Genomic DNA, 17,311 nt, shown 5'->3' with positions numbered 1-17,311 from the left:
TCAGCCCCCTCCCATCACGACGACCCCGACAAGACTGAGAAACGCGCTCAGCCCGATCGCCATCGCCACGAGCGACAGGATAATGACCCCTGCCGCCTTGAACATGTTGCCGAAGCGATGCGCGGCATCGACAAAGCTAATCAATATGTAAATGCCCCAGACCGCCGCGACCATCACCACAAGCGCACCAAGTACGGGCGCCACGAGCGCCAGTACCAACACTGCCAGTTGCACCATAAGACGCAACACCTGCAACCACGTCAGCAGGACAAGGATGTCGTCCATCGACCCGGGCGCACCACCCAGACCCTGCCCCACGTAATGGAGCGCGATCACCGTGATTGCCAAGGCCCCGAACAGGAAAATTGCGAACAGGATCGGCGAATGAAACGCAGGCGGCATCAGTGCTGCCGAGGGATCAGTCGGCGGGCTGAGTTGCAGCGACAGCGAGTAGACGATCGAATTCAGGACCGACAACAGCGCAAGCGCCATCCACAGCCCCTGCCGGGGCAACCGCATCTCGATCAGCGCGCGCGCCGCCTCATGCGGCTGGAACAGCGTCTGCCGCACCAGCTCCTTGAAGTGATCGGGTATCATGCGCTGCTCCATTCCGCCTCTCGCAGACCGGATAGCCAGAACCAGCCAAAAACACCACACCAGATCAGCCCGACCCCCTGCAATCCCGGCCCGGGGCCGACAAAGCCCGCCACGATTCCTAGTAGCAGAGACACTGGTGACACGGCCAAAAATGCCCAGAAAAGCGCAATTCGCGCACCATAGCCTGAACCATTCCCTCCTAATGTACGGGCAACCAAATGACTCAAGAATGCTAAAAGATACAGTAATAGAGGCATTATCAGTATCCAGAAAAAGCTGCTCCAGTAGAGGCGAGCTTCTATCGGTACCGATGGGTCAAAGTGTGCCAAGCGCGCTTGCCAAGGCGCTTGAGCCACGAAAATCAAGACACATGCCGTAATCACGAGTATCAGCGCGCGATCCTCGCGCTCGCCTATATCCAGCAGTCGCCGCACCACCCGGCGCGGCCCGCGATAGGTGGCGACGATGTCGCTTGTGACCGGCATCAGCCCTTGCGCCAGTCCAGCCAGGTTGCCAACTGCCCGTTGATCTCTTCGCGCAGGGCGTCGTCCTCGATCTCCTCGACCGCCTCGGCGACGAACGCAAGGGTCAAAAGGTCCGTCGCGATATCCTTCGGAAGCCCCCGCGCGCGCAGGTAATAGAGCGCATCCTCGTCGATCGCCCCCGAGGTGGAACCATGCGAACAGGCCACGTCATCGGCGTAGATTTCCAGTTCCGGCTTGACCAGGAACTCGCTATCGCCATCCAGCAGCATCGACTGGCTGATCTGGTAGCCATCGGTCTTCTGCGCGCCGGGCTTGACCAGGATCTTGCCCTGGAACACGCCAACCGCACCATTGCTCAGCACCTTCTTGAAGACCTGACGGCTCTCGCAGCGCTCGGCGTCATGGGTGATGAACACGGTGTCATCCTGATGGAAATCACCGTCGCCCATGGCGGCCCCGGCCACATGGGCCACCGCATCATCCCCGGTCAGCGTCACCACGCATTCATTGCGCGTCAGCACGCCATTGGCGGTCAGGGTAAAGCATTTGAAGACGCTTTCGCGCCCCAGCCGGGCAAAGAGATTGGTGACCGCGCGCCGCTCGTGGTCGCGGCCCTGCGCGCGCACCACATGAAGGGTGCCGCCATCGGCCACGTCCACCTCCATGCAGTTGTTGAACCGCGCCGCCGCCGGCCCGTTTTCGAGGATCGTCGCGCAGGCACCCTCCTCGACCCGCACCACATGATGCAGGAACACGTCCGACGCGGTCGCCTCATGGGTATAGATCAGGTTGATCGGCTTGCTCGGGCGTCCGGTCACACGGATGGTCACACCGTCGCCCGCATAGGCGGTGTTGAGCGCGGCCAGCGGCCGCTCGACCGGCACCTGACCGGCCGCTTCCAGCGTTCCGTAAAAATCCTCGGCCCAGTGCTCGTTGCTGCAGCAAACATCTTCCAAACGGTCGATTACGACCCCCTCCAGCGTCAGATCATCTGACAACTCGGGATCGAACAGCCCGTCCACAAAAACGATCTTGAGCCGGTCGAAACTGTCGAAGACCGGAGCTTCGCCATCGTCGAACAGCGCCGCCTGCGGCGGCTCGGGCTGCACCAGAGTGTCAGGGCGGGTGAATTTCCAGTATTCATCACGACGATGCGGCAGGCCCATGCTGCGCAACCGCGCCAGCGCCTCTTGCCGCGCCTCGGCGGTACAGCCGACATCGGGCACGACCATCGACGCCAGCCGCGTCTCGGTGGCCGAATGCTTGGTATCGTCCAAAGCCATCACGCCACCTCTGCCTTCAGGTTTTCATAGCCGTTCTTCTCGACTTCATGCGCCAGTTCCGGCCCGCCGCTCTTGATGATCCGGCCCTCCGACATGATGTGCACCACGTCCGGCTTGATGTGATCCAGCAGGCGCTGATAGTGGGTGATCACCAGAAACCCGCGCCCCTCGTCGCGCAGCGCGTTCACACCCTCGGCCACCAGCTTCATCGCATCCACATCGAGACCCGAGTCGGTCTCATCGAGAATGCACATCTTGGGGGCCAGCATCGCCATCTGCAGGATCTCGTTGCGCTTCTTCTCACCGCCGGAAAAGCCAACATTGACCGGACGCTTGAGCATGTCGGCGTCGATCTTGAGCGTCTTGGCCTTCTCGCGCACCTCCTTGAGGAAATCAGCGGCGCTCATCTCGTCCTGACCGCGCGCCTTGCGCTGCGCGTTCACGGCGGTGCGCAGAAAGGTCATGTTGCCCACGCCGGGGATCTCGACAGGATATTGAAACGCCAGAAACAGCCCCTCGGCGGCGCGCTCCTCTGGCTCCAGAGCCAGCAGGTCAACCCCGTCAAGCGTGGCCGAGCCCTGCGTGACCTCATAGCCGTCGCGCCCCGACAGAACATAGCTCAGCGTCGATTTGCCAGACCCGTTCGGCCCCATGATCGCATGCACCTTGCCCGCTTCGACGGTCAGGTCCACACCCTTTAGAATGCTCTTGTCCTCGTCTTCAAGATCGACGTGCAGGTTCTTGATTTCCAACATTTTATTATGTCCTTCCTATTGTCTTCGCGGCCTCAGGGCCGCTGCATCATCTCTATCGTCGTCAAGAGCATTTCCGGCCGCAGCGGCATCGGGGCCACCTCGAATTCGGCCATTCGCCCGATCACCCGGCGCGGTGCTCCGATGTATTGCTCGATCCGGTGATACTGCTTGCGCGGCACATAATCGTCGAAGAGCAGCGTCACCGGCCGCGTCGTGCGCAGCGCCACGGCCATCGCACAGCCCACCCGGAACCGCCCGTCGATCAGCACCACGTCGGGCTGCTGAAACGTGTCCAGGTCCCAGACCGCCAGCGGATATTGCGCATAACGCGACCAGCCGCTTTGGTCCTTGGGAAAGCCCCATTGCTTGGTCGGCCCGATATCGGACCAGATCACATCGACCGTCGTGCCATGGGCGGGCGCGGCTTTCGCGAACCAGTCGCGCATCATCTGCGCCCAGTCCGTGTCGCTCTCGACTGACATCACCGTCTTGCCCGGCATCTCGGCGGCCATCACGGTAGAGCCGCCGGATCCGTATTCGAGAATCACCGCCGCCTGCTCATAGGCCTCCCGCAGATGCGCCGCCTCCGCCTCGGGCAGCGTCAACTCGGGCCGCGCTATGGTCACTGCGTCCTGCATGTCAGTCCAGCACACCGGCGCGCGCCCGGTCAATCATCCGCACCATTGCGACGGTCAGCACGCTCCAGCACAGGAACAGGCCCAGCCCGATGACCAGCTCGACCGTTTCGGCCCGGTGCGCGGCGATCATCCCGTTCTCCACGCATTCCGCGACAATCTCGTCATGGCCCAGCGCCAGCAGGAAGATCGTGAGATGCCCGAGGATCAACAGGCCAAGCCGCCGCCCCTCCTGCCGCAACCGCGGCGGAAACCGCGTCAGCCACGCAATCGCGAGCCGCTGCGGACCGTTGATGGTGCCCTGCCCGGTCATCAGCCAACAGACCCTTCCAGCGAGATCGCCACCAGTTGTTGCGCCTCCATGGCGAACTCCATCGGCAGCGCCTGCAGCACGTCGCGACAGAAGCCGTTAACCACGAGCGCCACGGCCTCTTCCTCGTCCATCCCGCGCGAGCGGCAATAGAACATCTGGTCGTCATCGACCTTGGAGGTGGTCGCCTCATGCTCCACGCGGGAGGAGTTGTTCTTGACCTCGATGTAAGGCACCGTATGCGCCCCGCATTTGTCACCGATCAACAGGCTGTCGCATTGCGTATAATTGCGGCTGTTCTTGGCCTTGGGATGCATCGAGACGAGCCCGCGATAGGTGTTCTGCGCCACCCCCGCGCTGATCCCTTTTGACACGATACGCGACCGGGTGTTCTTGCCCAGATGGATCATCTTGGTGCCGGTATCGGCCTGCTGATGGTTGTTAGCGATGGCGATGGAATAGAACTCACCTTGGCTGTCATCGCCACGCAGGATGCAGGACGGGTATTTCCACGTCACCGCAGAGCCGGTCTCGACCTGCGTCCACATCACCTTGGCCCGGTCGCCCCGGCAATCGGCACGCTTGGTGACGAAATTGTAAATCCCGCCCTTGCCGTTCTCATCGCCCGGATACCAGTTCTGCACCGTGGAATACTTCACCTCGGCGTCTTCCTCGACGATGATCTCGACCACGGCGGCGTGCAGTTGGCTCTCATCGCGCTGCGGCGCGGTACAGCCCTCAAGATAACTCACGAACGACCCCTTGTCGGCGATGATCAGCGTCCGCTCGAACTGCCCGGTGTTTTCAGCATTGATCCGGAAATAGGTGCTCAACTCCATCGGGCAGCGCACACCCGGCGGCACATAGACGAACGAGCCGTCGGAAAAGACCGCCGAATTCAGCGTCGCATAGAAGTTGTCACTGACCGGAACGACGCTCCCGAGATACTTCTTCACCAGTTCCGGGTGCTCCTTGATAGCCTCGGAGATCGAACAGAAGATCACGCCTGCCGCGCGCAATTCCTTCTGGAACGTGGTGCCGACGCTGACACTGTCAAAGACCGCATCGACGGCCACCTTGCGGCCCTCTGCAGGGGCCTCGTCGGCCCCCTCGACCCCGGCAAGGATCATCTGCTCTTTCAGCGGAATACCCAGCTTGGCATAGGTCTCCAGCAGCTTGGGATCGACATCATCCAGCGATTTGGGCTTTTCGGCCATGCTCTTGGGACGCGCATAGTAATACTGCGCCTGAAAGTCGATCTTGGGGTAATCGACCATCGCCCAGTTGGGCTCTTTTTTCTCCAGCCAGCGCCTATAGGCCGCCAGACGCCATTCGGTCATCCACTCCGGCTCTTCGTTCTTCGACGAGATCAGCCGCACGATGTCCTCGTTCAGGCCCATCGGTGCGTAATCCATCTCGATATCGGTGTTCCAGCCGTGCTTGTAGGCACCGCCGACCTGCCGCACCGCATCGACCGTATCCTGATCAACGCCTTCCTTGACTTGGGTCTCGTCCAAAGCAACCATCGGCTATCTCCCTTCTTCTCAGGCCTTGCGGGCCTGATGTTTTGTACAGCGCGTCAGCCAGCTTTCGGCAAAGCGCATGATCTCGTCTTCCGTCACATCCGGTCCCAGCGAGACACGGATCGCGCAACCGGCATGGGCGTCGTCATATCCCATGGCGCGCAACACCCGGCTGGCCCTGACCTTGCCACTCGAACAGGCGCTGCCCGCCGAAATCGCAAAGCCTGCAAGGTCCATTGCCATGACCTGCGTCTCGCCCTTCCAGCCCGGCGTTATGAAGCAGCTTGTGTTGGGCAATCGCACCGAGTCTTTCCCGACGAAAATAGTCCCGTTCCCAGTCTCTGCAATAGTTGATTCTAGAATCTTTCTAAGTTTTTCGACCCGATCCCAGACCCCCGCCGCCAGATCGCGCGCCGCCGCCTCGGCCGCCGCGCCGAATCCGGCGATACCGATGACATTCTCGGTGCCCGCACGCCGACCCATTTCCTGACCGCCGCCCCGGATCTGCGCCGCCAGATCGGTGCCGCGCCGAATGACCAGCGCGCCCACACCCTTGGGCCCGCCCAGCTTATGCGCCGACACCAGCGCCATCTGCGCGCCCGACCAGTTGAAGGCCACCGGCAACTTGCCAAAGCCCTGCGTCATGTCACTCACCGCCAGCCCCTCGGGCAGGTCCTGCACCACGCCGGTCTCGGAATTGGCAAGTTGCAGCACCGCACACTCGGGGTCCTCCACCGTCACCCGTCCCGCCGCATCCACCGCCAGATCCTCGCTCACCCAGGCGCCGATTGCATCATGCTCGATCATCGCCCCGCTCAGGCCCCGCCCGGCGCAGGCCAATGCGGCGCCTTCCGTGGCCCCCGAGGTAAAGATCACATCCGCGCCTTCAGCCCCAAGCGCGGCAGCCACCTGCGCCCGCGCCCGCTCCACCAACCCCTTGGCAGCGCGCCCCTCGGCATGCACGCTCGACGGGTTGCCCAGCAGGTCCATGGCGTGGATCATCGCCTCGCGCGCCTCCGTGCGCAGCGGGGCCGTCGCATTGTAATCGAGGTAAACCCTGTCCATGCCTGCCGTTTCTTTATGGTTGCAATACTCCGGGGGTGTGGGGGCTGGCCCCCACCCGTCCCAAGGGTCTAGTCCTCATCCACCACCGAAAAGAGATGCGGCACTGCCGGGCACGGGGCCAGCGAATTGCCCGCCACATCGCTCAGCCTTGTCTGATGCAGGAACACATAGACCTGTGCGCTCAGCCCTTCCCACAGCCGGTTCGCCATGGATTGCGCGCGCGACCCACTCGCACCACCCGAGGCACCCGCGCCCTTGTGCAGCGCATCCACCGTCTCGTCGACCGCCGCCAGCACATCGGCCACGCGGATTTCCGTCGCGGGCCGCGCCAGCCGGTAGCCGCCGCCGGGCCCGCGCACCGAGGTCACCAATTCGGCGCGCCGCAGCTTGACGAAAAGCTGTTCGAGATACGGCAACGAGATATCCTGCCGCCGCGACACCTCGCCCAGGGTGACCACCTCGCCATCGGGCTGCAGCGCGATATCGACCAGCGCCACCATTGCGTAACGTCCCTTGGTGCTGAGTTTCATGGGCCTCTCCCCTCGCGAACAGATTGACCTTGCGCGACGCAGGGCTTATCTCGCTCTGAGCCAGTCCGGCACTGACCGTAATTTAGAAATGTTCTAAGGTGGTCGAGCGAATTCGTCAAGATTCTCGCCAGCCCCCGCAACAAGGACAAAAGGGACCCTATGCCCGAGGTAATCTTTCCCGGCCCCGAAGGCCGTCTCGAAGGCCGCTACCATCCGCAAGCCGACAAGGACGCACCGATCGCCATCGTGCTGCACCCGCATCCGCAATTCGGCGGCACGATGAACAACAAGGTCGTCTACAACCTGCATTACGCCTTCTATAACATGGGTTTCACCGTGCTGCGCTTCAACTTTCGCGGCGTCGGGCGGTCTCAGGGCGAATACGATCAGGGCGTGGGCGAACTCTCTGACGCAGCCTCGGCGCTCGATTACCTGCAATCGATGAACAACAATTCCAAGCATTGCTGGGTCGCGGGCTTTTCCTTTGGCGCTTGGATCGGCATGCAGCTTTTGATGCGCCGCCCCGAGATCACCGGCTTCATCTCGGTCTCGCCGCCCGCCAACATGTATGATTTTAGCTTCCTCGCGCCCTGCCCGGCCTCGGGTCTGATCATCAACGGCAGCCATGACCGCGTGGCGCCACCCGCAGATACCACGTCGCTGGTCGGCAAACTGCACGAACAGCATGGCATCACCATCACCCATGAAGAGGTCGAGGGCGCCGACCATTTCTTCCGCGAGCCCTACATGGACGGCATGATCGACACCGTCTCGACCTATGTCAAACGCCGCCTGACCGAGAGTACGCGCTAGGGGGCGTCACATGGGTGTAACCGAGGATCTTGCAGACGAGTTGGCCCGCGACGTCATCAAGGCGATCGAAGCGACCGGTGACGAGGATCTCGTGACCGATATCCAGAAGGTGCTCGGGGCCACCTCGCAGACCGCCGAAGAGGCGTTTCTCACCGCCGTCCGCGTGCGCCGCGCCAATATCAAGGCGCGGGCGCTGCTGATGGACAAGCTCAAGAAGTTCAAGGCCGAGAAAGAGGCCGCCGCCGGCAAGGGCGACGGCTGAACGGTCGGGCGTCGCGATTTTTGGCCTGAAGGGGACATAGCACCCCGCCAGGAGGTGCCGCGTGATCGCAGGGTCGGGGACTGGCGATGCAACGGCAGATGCTGGTACTTTATCCGAGCCAAGTCATTCTAAACGCAACACGTTGCGCGCCCTATCAAATCGCCAGGCCGCGGGACGGCCCGGCGATCGCGCGGCACCTTCGGTGCGTTTCGCGCGGGCAGGATTTAACGGCAGCAACAGGCCAAACACCCCCCCGTGTCCGACTCTCACATTCCCCTCACGCCCGCAGCCGCACCCCCTCCGGATCGAACGGCGGCTCATGCAGGATGCGCGCGCGGTGCGGCTGGCCCAGCACCATTACCTCCACCGCGTGGCCCGGCCCGGCGTCCCCCTTCACATATCCAAGCGCCAGGCTCATCCCCACCGCATAGCCATAAGCCCCCGAGGTCACACGCCCCAGGCCCACGCCATCCTTGAAGATCGGCTCACCGCCCGTCGCATCGGCATTCGAGGCACTCACATCCGCCTCGTCCAGCGCCAGCAGCACCAGCCGCTCACGCGGCGCCTCTCCGATCACCGCCTCCAGCGCCGCCTTGTTCAGGAAATCCTTCTCCATCTTGCACAGCCCCGCCAGCCCGGCCTCCTGCGGCCAGTATTCGGGGCTGTATTCGCGGGACCACGAACCATAGCCCTTCTCGATCCGCAGGCTCATCAGCGCGCGGCTGCCCACCGGCCCCGCACCGAATTCGCGCCCCGCCTCGATCAGCGCCGCATAAAGCCGCGCCTGATCCTCGGTGGCGCAATGCAACTCCCAGCCCAGATCGCCGGTGAAACTCACTCGCAGCGCCACGCAGGCCACGCCCGCGATCTCAACTCTCGCCGAGCGCATGAACGGGAAATCCTCGGTGCTGAGCGACGCATTGGTCAGCCGCTGCAACAACTCGCGCGACTGTGGCCCCGCCACGTTGAAGCCGCAGACCGCCTCGGTCAGGCTCTCGAACACGGTCCCCTCCGGCAGCGGCACCGCGTCGAAGAACCGCTTGTGATAGCGCTCCGCCATGCCCGAGGAGATCACCCAGAACTCATCCTCCGCGAGCCGCGTCACCGTCGCATCCCCGGCAATCCCGCCGCGCACGCCAATCAATGGCGTCAGGCACGACCGGCCCACAGCCTTCGGCATCCGGTTGGCGAAGACGGCGTTGAGCCACTCCTCCGCCCCCGGCCCCTTGACCCGGTACTTGGCAAAATTCGAGATGTCGATGATCCCCGCCCGCTCGCGCAGCATCTTCGCCTCCTCGCCCACCGGACCCCACCAGTTCTGCCTTGTAAAGCCGTTGGTATCGACGGTGCCGGGCGTGTCCGCAAACCACAGCGGATGTTCCCAGCCATAGTTGAGGCCAAAGACCGCGCCCATCTCGCGCTGCATCTCATAGGCGGGCCGCACTCGCAGCGGCCGCCCCGCCGCGCGCTCCTCGTTCGGGTAATGGATGGCAAAGCGATGCGCGTATTGATCCTTGACCTTCGCCTTCACAAACTCCCGGTCATTGGCCCACAGGCCAAACCGCGCGATGTCCCAGGCGAACATGTCGTATTTCATCTCGCCATGCACCAGCCATTCCGCCACCATCCAGCCCATGCCCGCCGATTGGCTGAACCCCGGAATGATCCCGTTACAGCAGAAATAGCCCTTCAGTTCCGGCACCGGGCCAAGGATCACGTTGGCATCGGGCGACCAGATCATCGGGCCGTTGATCACCCGCTTGATGCCGGCCTCGCCCACCACCGGAACCCGGTCGATGGCGCGCATCATGTTGTCCTCGATCCGCTCCAGATCGTCGGGGAAAAGATCATGCGCGAAATCCAAGGGCGTGCCCTCTTCCGCCCAGAACCGCATGTCGCGCTCATAGGCGCCGATCAGCAGGCCCTTGCCCTCCTGCCGCAGGTAATATTCGCCGTCCCGGTCCGCGACCGAGGGCAAGCGCCGATCCATCCCGGCAATCTCAGCGATTGTCTCGGTCACGAAATACTGGTGTTCGGTCGGTTGCAGCGGCAGTTCGATCCCCGCCAGCTTCGCCACCTCGCGCCCCCAGAGACCAGCGGCATTGATCACCCAAGGCGTGCGGATATTTCCCTTCGGCGTCTCGACGATCCACGTCCCGTCAGCTTGCGGCACTGTCGCCATCACCGGGGTAAAGCGATGGATCTCCGCGCCCCGCTGCCGCGCCCCCACCGCATAGGCATTGGTCACGCCCGAGGGGTCCACGTTGCCGCCATCGGGCTCGTACATGATGCAGCGGATACCGTCAAAATTCACCAGCGGGTGCAGCCGCTCGGCCTCGTCCCGGGAAATCTCGTGGAAATTCATCCCGTAAAGCTTGGCCTTCGCGGCTTGCAACCGCAACTGATGCGCCCGGTTCTCGGTCTGCGCCAGATAGAGGCTGCCCGGCTGAAACACCCCGCAGCTTTGCCCAGTCTCCTCCTCCAGCGCATTATACAGGTTCATCGTATAATGCTGCAAACGGCTGATATTGGCACTGTCATGCAGCCCGTGAATATTGGCCGCCGCGTGCCACGTGCTGCCGCTCGTCAACTCGTCGCGCTCCAGCAGGACGACATCGCTCCACCCCAGCTTGGCCAAGTGATAGAGGATCGAGCATCCGATAACGCCGCCGCCGATCACGACGGCCTGTGCATGGGTCTTCATGGGTATCCCTCGGGTTTTTCTTCCCGATACCCTGAAGCGCGCTCCGTCCCGGCGATTGCCGATTTCCGACAATTCCTGTCGCGGTGATGCAAGGCACCACCAAACATCAAAAAACACGGCCTGCCACCGAAGGGGCAGGCCGCAGGGCAAGAATATACGGTCAGGTCACTGGGGGATGACTCGGTTCAGCACGCACCAAAGGTTTGGCTGAACACCGTGCTTCCTGCCACGACCACCGACACTTTGACACCCGTCGGGATGCCGAAATGCGTGCAGATCGTCAGACAGGCCTGTGCTGCGGTCCCGTTGGGGATGTGCACCGGCAAGTGGAGACAATGCTTGCCCAGCCCCAAGGGCAGGGTGAGACACACCTGATTGTTCGAGATGGTCACGGCAATGCATTGCGCGGCGACCGCGATATGCGCCCCGACCATGGGCAAACCCGACTGCGCCGTCAGGTTCTGGAGCTTCTCGTTTCCCGAATGGGTGCGCCGTGCGGCGTCGAGCGCAGCATCAACGGCTTCACTGTCGAATTCATAAAAATCTTGTGCCATTTCAAAGGCCTCCTTGGAAAAGTTAAAGTCCCCGCTAATTACTGCGGGTAACTTTCTTATATATTAAGCTGAGTAAAATTTCAATGATTCGTCTTCTGGTTGTTTTCTCGCATAATTCTTTCGATGGCTCCCCAAGCCCCTCCCGAATGCGCCACCCTCTGCCCCGATCCAAATACGGCAGCATTTGTCGCAGACAGACATGATCTTTCCTGCGCGGCAGGCAGGCTCGGCCAAAATCATCAGGGAGGCGTGAAATGAAAACCAGCACCCGTGTGGTCGTGATCGGCGGCGGTGTCGTCGGCTGTTCCGTGCTCTATCACCTGACCAAGCTGGGCTGGTCCGATGTCATGCTGCTCGAGCGCTCGGAACTCACTTCGGGCTCCACCTGGCATGCGGCGGGCGGGTTTCACACCCTCAACGGCGATACCAACATGGCCGCCCTTCAGGGCTACACGATCCGGCTTTACAAAGAGTTGGAAGAGATCACCGGCATGTCCTGCGGGCTGCATCATGTCGGCGGCGTGACCCTCGCCGACAATCGCGACCGCTTCGACATGATGCTCGCAGAGCGCGCCAAGCATCGTTACATGGGCCTCGACACCCATATCGTGACACCCGAGGAAATCCGTGAAATCGCGCCCGTCACCAACATCGAGGGCATCATCGGCGGGCTTTATGACCCATTGGATGGCCATCTCGACCCCTCCGGCACAACCCACGCCTATGCCAAGGCGGCGCGCATGGGCGGCGCGCAGATCGAAACCCATTGCATGGTGCAAGAGACCAACCAGCGCCCCGACGGCACATGGGATGTGGTGACGGACAAGGGCACCATCCACACCGACCACGTGGTCAACGCGGGCGGGCTCTGGGCCCGCGAGGTCGGCGCGATGGCGGGCGTCTACCTGCCGCTGCACCCGATGGAGCACCAGTATATCGTCACCGACGAGACGCCTGAGATCTATGACCGCGACGCCGAGCACCCCCATGTCATGGACCCGGCCGGCGAAAGCTATCTGCGGCAGGAAGGGCGCGGGCTGTGTATCGGCTTCTATGAACAACCCTGCAAGCCCTGGGCGGTGGACGGCACCCCTTGGGATTTCGGCCATGAACTGCTGCCCGACGATCTCGACAAGATCGAGGCCAGCATCGAATTCGCCTATCGCCGCTTCCCCGTGCTGGAGCGTGCGGGCGTCAAATCGGTCATTCACGGCCCCTTCACCTTCGCGCCCGATGGCAACCCGCTCGTGGGCCCCATCCCCGGCCTGCGCGGCTACTGGTCGGCCTGCGGCGTGATGGCGGGGTTCAGCCAGGGCGGCGGCGTCGGCCTCATGTTGGCGCAATGGATGACCGAGGGGGAGTGTGAACGCGACGTGACGGCCATGGACGTCGCCCGCTTCGGCGATTGGATCAGCCCGGGCTACACCCGCCCGAAAGTCATTGAAAACTATCAGAAACGCTTCTCTGTCGCCTACCCCAACGAGGAACTGCCCGCCGCCCGCCCCTTCCGTCAGACGCCGATGTATGACGTCTTTGATGGCATGGGCGCGGTCTGGGGCGCGCAATACGGGCTGGAGGTGGTCAACTACTTCGCGCAAGGCTATGGGGCCTCAAGCAGCGAAGCGGTAGGCCAACAAAAAGAGCCGCGCTTTGAGACCCCGTCCTTCCGCCGGTCCAACGCATGGGAGGCCACGGCCCGCGAGGTCCGCGCGGTGCGCGAGGGCGTCGGCATCAACGAGGTTCACAATTTCGGCAAATACCTCGTCAGCGGCACAGGCGCCCGCGACTGGCTCGACCGGATCATGGCGGGGCGCATCCCCAAGCCCGGGCGGCTCTCGCTCACCCCGATGCTGTCGCCCAAGGGACGGCTCTGGGGCGATTTCACCGTGTCGTGCCTGAATGACGAGACCTTCCAGCTTACCGCCTCCTATGGCGCGCAGGCGTTTCACATGCGCTGGTTCGCCCAGAACGAGGCGACGGGCGTCCGGGTCGAGAACATCTCGGATCGACTCAACGGCTTCCAGATCGCGGGGCCAAAGGCGCGCGACGTGCTCACCGCCTGCACCCGTGATCAGGTGGCGGACATGAACTTCATGGATATCCGCCCCGCGGTCCTTGGCATGGTCGATTGCCTCGTTCAGCGCGTCAGCTATACCGGCGATCTCGGATACGAGATCTATTGCGACCCGATGGCGCAACGCGCGCTCTGGGATGTGCTGTGGGCCGAAGGGCAAAAGCACGGCATGAAACCCTTCGGGATGCGCGCGATGATGTCGCTGCGGCTCGACCGGTTCTTCGGCGCGTGGCTGCGCGAGTTCTCGCCCGATTACACCCCCGGCGAGACCGGGATGGACCGGTTCATCGCGTGGAAAAAGAACACCGATTTCATCGGCCGCGCGGCGGCAGAGGCCGAGCGCGCCCAAGGGGCCGCCCGCACGCTCGTCGCCTTTGAGGTCGAGGCCGAGGATGCCGACGTGAACGGCTATGAGCCGGTCTGGATCGAGGGCGAAGTGCGCGGGTTCTGCACCTCGGGGGGCTATTCGCACCACGCAGGAAAATCCATCGCCCTCGCCCTCATCCCGACCGAGCGCGCGCGCGACGGGCTTGAGGCCGAGATCGAAATCCTCGGCCACCGCCGCGCCGCCCGGCTGATCACCGAGCCGCTTTTTGACGCGGACGGGGCGCGGATGCGGGGCTGATCGCAAAACCCCGGCGCGGGTGATGACCTGAGCCGGGGTTTATTCGAGTATTTTCAGAAAGGTGAAAGCTGTAGTTAATCCTGCCGTTCATCCGGGTCAGCCTGCCCCACACCAAGGAACAACCGCTTGAGCGGGATGATCCAGATAAATCCCAGCCCCACATAAACCAGCAATTCGATCCAGAACGACGGCCGGTCGATCCAGTTCACAAGGCTCACAGCGGCCACGATATAGGCTGGCAGCCCCACCAGCAGCACCACCAGAGACCAGCGTTTCCGCGCCTTGTAGCTGAGCATTCCGCCTCCTCAATCCGCGAACGGGTCGGTCACGAGGATGGTGTCCTCGCGCTCCGGTGAGGTGGAGAGTAGCGCGACCGGGCAGTCGATCAACTCTTCGACGCGGCGCACGTATTTGATCGCGTTGGCGGGCAGATCGGCCCAGCTGCGCGCGCCCTCGGTCGATTCGGACCAGCCCGGCAACTCCTCGTAGACCGGCGTGCAGCGGGCCTGCTCCTCGGCGGCAATCGGCAGGTAATCCAGCCGCTTGCCATCCAGATCATAGCCTACGCAGATCTTGAGCGTCTCGAACCCGTCGAGCACGTCGAGCTTGGTGAAGGAAATGCCGGTCACACCCGAGGTGACACAGGTCTGCCGCACAAGGCAGGCATCGAACCAGCCGCAGCGCCGCTGCCGCCCCGTCACGGTGCCAAACTCGCGGCCCCGCTCGCCCAATCGCTGACCATCAGCATCCTGCAACTCGGTCGGGAACGGCCCCTCGCCCACGCGCGTTGTATAGGCCTTGACGATGCCCAGCACGTAGTCGATCGAGCCCGGCCCGATGCCCACGCCCGTCGCCGCTTGGCCCGCGATCACATTCGACGAGGTGACAAAGGGATAAGTGCCGAAATCAATGTCCAGCAGCGCACCCTGCGCGCCCTCGAAAAGGATGCGCTTGCCCGCCCGGCGCTGCTCGTTCAGCACTTTCCACACAGGTGCCGCATAGGGCAGGATCTGCGGCGCGATCTCCATCAGCTGCGCAATTAGCGCCTCGCGGTCCACCGCCTCGATCCCCAGCCCCCGGCGCAGCGGGTCGTGATGCTGAAGCGCCCGGTCCACCCGCGCGATCAGCGTCTCCTCATCGGCCAGATCGGCCACCCGCACCGCGCGGCGGCCCACCTTGTCCTCATAGGCGGGGCCGATGCCGCGCCCGGTGGTGCCGATCTTGGTGCCCTTGCTCGCGGCCTCTTCGCGGGCGCGATCGAGCTCGCCGTGAATCGGCAGAATCAGCGGCGTGTTCTCGGCGATCATCAGCGTCTCGGGCGTGATCGTCACGCCCTGTTCAGTGATCGAGGCTATTTCCTTGACCAGATGCCACGGGTCGAGCACCACGCCATTGCCGATCACGCTCAGCTTGCCGCCCCGCACCACGCCCGAAGGCAGCGCGTTGAGCTTGTAGACCTTGCCGTCGATCACGAGGGTATGGCCTGCGTTGTGACCACCCTGAAACCGCGCGATCACGTCGGCGCGCTCGCTCAGCCAGTCCACGATCTTGCCTTTTCCCTCGTCCCCCCACTGGGCCCCGACGACGACGACATTTGCCATGATTTACCCCTCGGCATTTGGTCCAAACCGCGCGCCGGTATAACGGCGCGCGCACTCGGGCGAAACAGCTAAATCACCGCGCCGCACTGGACAGCGCGCTCGCCCTGCGGCACATCGGTGCCGTGCATTACAAAAGCGGGGGTGACATGGGATTTCTGGCAAGATGGGCGGTGGCCTTCGTGCTGCTGGCGCTGACCTTCAACCCGACCGAGTGGAATTTCATCACCTGGGCACGGGGCAATTTCAGCGCGCAGATGCCGCTGACCGTGCTGCTGGGGCTGATCCTGCTGGTCGGCTACATCATCTACCTGCGCGCCACGCTGCGCTCCATCGGCGGCTTCGGCATGGGGCTGGTGCTGGCAATCGCGGCGGCGCTGGTCTGGGTGCTGCACGATTTCGGGCTGATCAGCTTCGACAATCCCACGCTGAATGTCTGGCTGGCACTGATAGCGCTGTCGCTGGTGCTCGGCATCGGGCTCAGCTGGTCCCACGTCCGCCGCAGGCTCTCGGGGCAGGCGGACATGGACGATGTGGACGAATAGCGGGTTGTTAGGGGTGAGCGCCGTAATCTTTGCGGCTGTGCTGTGGAATGCGTGTGCTGTAACTGACGACCCGAATTGGCCTGGAGTTGACGTTGCACCTCGCCAGATGGTGCCGCGTGATCGCAGGGCCGGGGACTGGCGATGCAGCGGTCGTGGCGGGCACTTTATCCAAGCCACGTCATTGTAACCTCGACACGCTGCGCGCCATATCAAATCGCCAGGCCGCGGGACGGCCCGGCGATCGCGCGGCACCTTCGGTGCGTTTCGCGCGGGATGCGGCAACGGCAGCTCAAGGCCAGATCCCGACCAACACATCAGGCGGAGCATGTCATTGATAGCCCGGCGCCAATGAAAACTCCGGTGTCACCCGACCCCGGCTCAGTTTCTTCTGACCCCCGCACCAGAACGCCCCTCCGCCAAGGCCTCCCACATTGCCGGGTTGCGGGCGGCAGCGGAATTGCATAGATACCGCGCAGACCGCGATCAAGTGATAGGCCCTGTGACCCATGGAAAACGTCGTCCTGACCATCCACCTGCTTCTGGCGCTCGCGCTGATCGGCGTGGTGCTGCTGCAACGCTCCGAGGGTGGCGGGCTTGGCATGGGCGGCGGTGGCGGCGGGGCCATGACCGGCCGGGCCGCAGCCACGGCCCTGGGCAAGGTCACATGGATCCTCGCGGCGGCCTTTATCGTGACCTCGATCACGCTTACCATCATCGCGGCGCAGCAATCGGCGGGCAGTTCGGTGCTTGACCGTCTTGGCGATCAACCTGCTCCGGTGGAGGAAAGCGTGCCCGGCCTGCCCGGCGACGGCTCGCTCCTGCCGCCGCCCTCGGGCGACAACGCGCCCCTGACGCCCACCGCCGACTGACCACAAACCATTGAGGGGCGTGCTGCCACCGCAACATGATCTTGCGGTTGGCTTGCGTATCCCTCCCGAATCCTCTATTGGTTA

General features: G+C 63.3%; 18 protein-coding genes. 5 read left to right on the top strand and 13 right to left on the bottom strand.

Annotated features, from left to right (window positions below; genetic code table 11):
- From RID11_RS05080 to iscR, 9 genes are all read right to left on the bottom strand, one after another.
- Positions 1-597, bottom strand: coding sequence for a YIP1 family protein (locus RID11_RS05080; RefSeq protein ID WP_350136340.1), 597 nt, complete (start codon positions 595-597; stop codon positions 1-3).
- A complete protein-coding gene (locus RID11_RS05075; protein ID WP_350136339.1) occupies positions 594-1,082 on the bottom strand; it encodes a YIP1 family protein in 489 nt (162 codons plus the stop codon). Before RID11_RS05075 ends, RID11_RS05080 begins: the two co-directional genes overlap by 4 nt.
- Positions 1,082-2,365, bottom strand: a complete 1,284-nt coding sequence (locus RID11_RS05070; protein ID WP_350136338.1) for a SufB/SufD family protein — start codon at positions 2,363-2,365, stop codon at positions 1,082-1,084. Before RID11_RS05070 ends, RID11_RS05075 begins: the two co-directional genes overlap by 1 nt.
- Positions 2,365-3,120 carry a Fe-S cluster assembly ATPase SufC gene (sufC, locus tag RID11_RS05065; RefSeq protein WP_350136337.1) on the bottom strand — a complete coding sequence of 252 codons (756 nt, stop codon included), beginning with the start codon at positions 3,118-3,120 and terminating at the stop codon, positions 2,365-2,367. The genes RID11_RS05070 and sufC overlap by 1 nt, the downstream gene beginning before the upstream one ends.
- A gap of 32 nt (positions 3,121-3,152) precedes the next feature.
- Complete coding sequence (locus RID11_RS05060; RefSeq protein ID WP_350136336.1) at positions 3,153-3,758, bottom strand: hypothetical protein; 606 nt, start codon at positions 3,756-3,758, stop codon at positions 3,153-3,155.
- A gap of 1 nt (position 3,759) precedes the next feature.
- Positions 3,760-4,068 carry a hypothetical protein gene (locus RID11_RS05055; protein WP_350136335.1) on the bottom strand — a complete coding sequence of 103 codons (309 nt, stop codon included), beginning with the start codon at positions 4,066-4,068 and terminating at the stop codon, positions 3,760-3,762.
- Entirely contained in the window at positions 4,068-5,591 is a 1,524-nt protein-coding gene (gene sufB, locus RID11_RS05050; RefSeq protein WP_350136334.1) for a Fe-S cluster assembly protein SufB, read from the bottom strand. The genes RID11_RS05055 and sufB overlap by 1 nt, the downstream gene beginning before the upstream one ends.
- Before the next feature lie 18 nt (positions 5,592-5,609).
- Positions 5,610-6,653, bottom strand: coding sequence for a cysteine desulfurase family protein (locus RID11_RS05045; protein ID WP_350136333.1), 1,044 nt, complete (start codon positions 6,651-6,653; stop codon positions 5,610-5,612).
- 68 nt (positions 6,654-6,721) lie between these two features.
- Positions 6,722-7,183, bottom strand: coding sequence for a Fe-S cluster assembly transcriptional regulator IscR (iscR, locus tag RID11_RS05040; protein WP_074784095.1), 462 nt, complete (start codon positions 7,181-7,183; stop codon positions 6,722-6,724).
- Positions 7,184-7,342: 159 nt separating this feature from the next.
- Here iscR and RID11_RS05035 point away from each other — a divergent pair, with 159 nt between their 5' ends.
- On the top strand, positions 7,343-7,996 hold the full coding sequence (locus RID11_RS05035; RefSeq protein ID WP_350136332.1) for an alpha/beta hydrolase: 654 nt from the start codon (positions 7,343-7,345) through the stop codon (positions 7,994-7,996).
- 10 nt (positions 7,997-8,006) lie between these two features.
- Positions 8,007-8,258: a hypothetical protein gene (locus RID11_RS05030; protein ID WP_350136331.1), complete on the top strand. Its 252-nt coding sequence runs from the start codon at positions 8,007-8,009 to the stop codon at positions 8,256-8,258.
- 277 nt (positions 8,259-8,535) lie between these two features.
- Here the strand turns inward: RID11_RS05030 and RID11_RS05025 are convergent, their stop codons facing one another.
- Positions 8,536-10,962 carry a GcvT family protein gene (locus RID11_RS05025; RefSeq protein WP_350136330.1) on the bottom strand — a complete coding sequence of 809 codons (2,427 nt, stop codon included), beginning with the start codon at positions 10,960-10,962 and terminating at the stop codon, positions 8,536-8,538.
- Positions 10,963-11,147: 185 nt separating this feature from the next.
- A complete protein-coding gene (locus RID11_RS05020) occupies positions 11,148-11,516 on the bottom strand; it encodes a hypothetical protein (RefSeq protein ID WP_050663443.1) in 369 nt (122 codons plus the stop codon).
- 254 nt (positions 11,517-11,770) lie between these two features.
- Here RID11_RS05020 and RID11_RS05015 point away from each other — a divergent pair, with 254 nt between their 5' ends.
- Positions 11,771-14,215: a GcvT family protein gene (locus RID11_RS05015; RefSeq protein WP_350136329.1), complete on the top strand. Its 2,445-nt coding sequence runs from the start codon at positions 11,771-11,773 to the stop codon at positions 14,213-14,215.
- A gap of 74 nt (positions 14,216-14,289) precedes the next feature.
- On the opposite strand, the gene RID11_RS05010 is transcribed toward RID11_RS05015, so the two are convergent.
- Both RID11_RS05010 and RID11_RS05005 read right to left on the bottom strand, forming a co-directional pair.
- On the bottom strand, positions 14,290-14,511 hold the full coding sequence (locus RID11_RS05010; protein WP_350136328.1) for a DUF2842 domain-containing protein: 222 nt from the start codon (positions 14,509-14,511) through the stop codon (positions 14,290-14,292).
- Between the two features lie 9 nt (positions 14,512-14,520).
- Positions 14,521-15,816 (bottom strand): adenylosuccinate synthase, encoded by a 1,296-nt coding sequence (locus RID11_RS05005; protein WP_350136327.1) that lies wholly within the window; start codon positions 15,814-15,816, stop codon positions 14,521-14,523.
- A gap of 146 nt (positions 15,817-15,962) precedes the next feature.
- Between RID11_RS05005 and RID11_RS05000 the strand changes: the two genes are divergently transcribed.
- Both RID11_RS05000 and secG read left to right on the top strand, forming a co-directional pair.
- Positions 15,963-16,358 (top strand): DUF6524 family protein, encoded by a 396-nt coding sequence (locus tag RID11_RS05000; RefSeq protein WP_350136326.1) that lies wholly within the window; start codon positions 15,963-15,965, stop codon positions 16,356-16,358.
- A gap of 506 nt (positions 16,359-16,864) precedes the next feature.
- Entirely contained in the window at positions 16,865-17,227 is a 363-nt protein-coding gene (gene secG / locus RID11_RS04995; RefSeq protein ID WP_350136325.1) for a preprotein translocase subunit SecG, read from the top strand.
- Positions 17,228-17,311 lie beyond the last annotated feature (84 nt).

It is taken from the genome of Roseovarius sp. (genome assembly GCF_040219995.1).
GTDB lineage: Bacteria > Pseudomonadota > Alphaproteobacteria > Rhodobacterales > Rhodobacteraceae > Roseovarius.
Note: the sequence above shows the minus strand (reverse complement) of the source record. Positions and strands in the feature narration are given on the sequence as shown.